The 2,801-nt window shown below is 61.9% G+C and carries 2 protein-coding genes; both read left to right on the top strand.

What is annotated here, in order from left to right:
* Nucleotides 1-61: 61 nt before the first annotated feature.
* The gene (locus V5A53_RS14345) at nt 62-481 is read left to right on the top strand and encodes a hypothetical protein (RefSeq protein ID WP_332314292.1); all 420 of its coding nucleotides are present in this window, start codon (nt 62-64) and stop codon (nt 479-481) included.
* A gap of 263 nt (nt 482-744) precedes the next feature.
* Nucleotides 745-2,801, top strand: a 2,057-nt coding sequence (locus V5A53_RS14340) for an alkaline phosphatase PhoX (RefSeq protein ID WP_332314291.1), incomplete at its 3' end; no start/stop codon positions are given.

Here is a 2,801-nt window from a genome sequence, read left to right as displayed (position 1 = left end):
TCTTGACGGCTATAGACGACTATTACCGAAGTTCATTATTGGTCGTGGCGGAGTCACGCACATGGCCTCGACAGAACAAACCGACGAGGAGGCAATCGGGATTCACCGGGAGTACATCATGGACGTTCAAATCTTCGAACTGGATGATGGGCGCTACCGGTTCAAAGCGCCGCGCCACGAGGGGATCGAGTTCGACACCGCCGAGACCGCCGAACTGTATGCCGACATCTACTTCGATGTCAACGGCTTCGAAGAGGCCGGTACCGGCAAGCGTGGCGTCCCGCCAATCATCATCCAGGCCGGCCGGGATACGCTCGCGGCGTATCTCCTCACGCAGCCATACACGGACCGCCAGTGGGTCGGCTCGTTCATGGGCGTCCAGCCCGGAAAGATCGAGCGGTACGCCTCGCGAGTCCAAAAGCGGGCGACAAATATCCGCCGGAAGGTCGACGAGATCGGCGACGCGGAGATCGATACCTGAGACTGACGACGTGATTAGTTCTCGGCGGTGCGTACGGATCCTTTCGGGTAGACGGCCAGCGCCGCGAAGATCTTCACACCGCAGGAGCGAGTCGTTTTACGCCGCGGTGAATAATGGGAAGGTCGACAAGTATAGACTCCTCGGGAGGACTCTATTCCGGATCGTACCAGTTCGGTCGCCTGTATGGTGACCGTGACGGCTCTGGACCGGACTCTTGACCTATTATAAACGGGTTTTACGCGTGAATGTGGTTTCGTACTTGCATGGTTGATCAATCCAAACGCAACCTGATGAAAGCCTCCATCGCCACCCTGGTTGGCGCGGGCGTCGCAGGTGTCGCGAGCGCTGAGAAAGACAGGGATAGCCGCGAAATCAACGACGACGATACGCTGACCGACGGAGCACCGAGCGTCGTCGGCGACCTGAAACGGTTCTCGACGACGGCCTTCGGGGCCGAGATGACCGGGCCGTTCGTCTTCGAGGACGGGTCGCTGCTACACAGCCTCCAGCACCCGAGCCGCGACAACTCCGTGCCATGGAACAAGGCCGGTGTCGGCTACTACAAAGACTTCCAGTTCGAATTCGACGGCGACAACGACGACTTCGAGGAGCCCTCGCCCCCGCAGGGGGAGGAGCAGGACTTCGTACGGTCCGCCGAACCGGAGTTCGAGATGCTGATTCAGGAAGGGGATCCGATCAACGGTGACACCGAACGCTGGGGAATCACCCAGACCCCTGACGGTGTGGACGTCACGACCGACAACTTCGCGGGCACGAGCTACGGTGACTCGGGGTACAACCCTGACGCTAACCACTTCGTCGCCACGAACGACGACGGAACCGAGGGGTACCTCTTCACGAACGACGAAAACAGTCCCGGCAACATCATGCGGACCCCTCTCTCGCAGAACGAAGACGGCGAGTGGGAGGCAGATGCCGAGAACGCGATCAACACGGTCAACACCGAGGCGTTCCGGGACATCGGTGGCACCCGAATCAACTGCTACGGCGACCTCAGCCCGTGGCAGACACCGCTGTCCTCCGAGGAGAACTATGCCCACCCGCGTGCGAACCTCACGGGGACGATCAGCGATATAATCGAGGCCGGCGACGGCGAAGGGCTGCGGGGGGCGGCCTACTTCTGGAACCGGCCGAACCCCTCCGAGATCCAAGGTGCCGTCAACGACTACGACGAGGTCGACGGCTGGTACGTCCAGGGGTACTGGAACATGAGTGGTGTCGAACATCTCGCCTACCACCTCGGCGCCGATCCCGTGGAGGCCGGCGACGGGAACCCTGTTGAACCGATCGGAGACGAGTACCCCAACCCGTACCGCTACGGCTACCACGTCGACATCCGGAACCCGACGGCCGACCCGGAGGCCATCGACCCCGTCAAGTACTACGTGATGGGCCGGACGGCGTGGGAAGCGCCCGACATCCTGCCGGACGAGAAAACTGTCTACGGCTGTTCCGACGGCGACAGCAAGGGTATCTACAAGTTCGTCGCCGACCGGCCGATTTCGAGTTATCAGGATCCGATGGACGTCGCGGGGACGCTCTACGCCCCGAAGATCACCAACGACGAAGCCTCTTCAGGGAAGTCACCGGCCGAAGTTCCCCTCGAAGTCGAGTGGCTGCCGATGGGCCACGCCTCGAACCGAGAGATCGAATCCTGGATCGCCGAGTACGACGACATCACCCAGGTCGACTACCTCGAGAGCCACGCCGACTGGAGCGAGGGCGACGAAGTCACCGAAGGGGTCCTCAAGCAGGCCGATCTCGAAGTCATCGCAAACGGCAATCAGGACTACATCAGCGACGAGGACATCGTCGAATGGGCCGAACAGTACGAGAAACGCGGTCCCGACGGCGTCGACGAGGATCTCCGGCGGATTCCCTTCCTGGAGACCCGCGGCGCGGCCAAGGAGATTGGCGCCTCCATCGAATTCAACAAGGCCGAGGGTGTCGACAGCGTCGACGACGCCAAACCAGGCGACTACATCTACTTCGGTATCTCCGAGTTCAACGACGACCTGGCCGGTCCGACCAACGACGGCGGCGACATCGCGCTCGACCGCGTCGACGGCGGCGTCGTTTACCGCGCTGAGCTCGGGCCACGGTACGACGTCTCGACACTGGAGCCGGTCGTTGTAGGGCCCGACTTTACTGGTGAGGAGGCCATGGAGGATGTCGACGACTCCCTGCGCAACGTCGACAACGTCTACGCGATGCGGGACGGCCGCGTCCTCCTCTGCGAGGACGGCTGGCGTGGCGGGAATCGCAGTTACCCAAACGACGGGCTGTACGTCTACGAGCC

The sequence above is a fragment of the Natronomonas sp. genome (assembly GCF_036625485.1).
In the GTDB taxonomy this organism is placed as follows: Archaea; Halobacteriota; Halobacteria; order Halobacteriales; family Haloarculaceae; genus Natronomonas.
The sequence above is the reverse complement of the archived record's forward strand: the minus strand, read 5'-3'. Positions and strand labels throughout refer to the sequence as shown.

Coding starts and splice junctions, on each gene's coding strand:
- V5A53_RS14345 (WP_332314292.1), top strand. CDS start 62: ATGGCCTCGACAGAACAAACCGACGAGGAGGCAATCGGGATTCACCGG.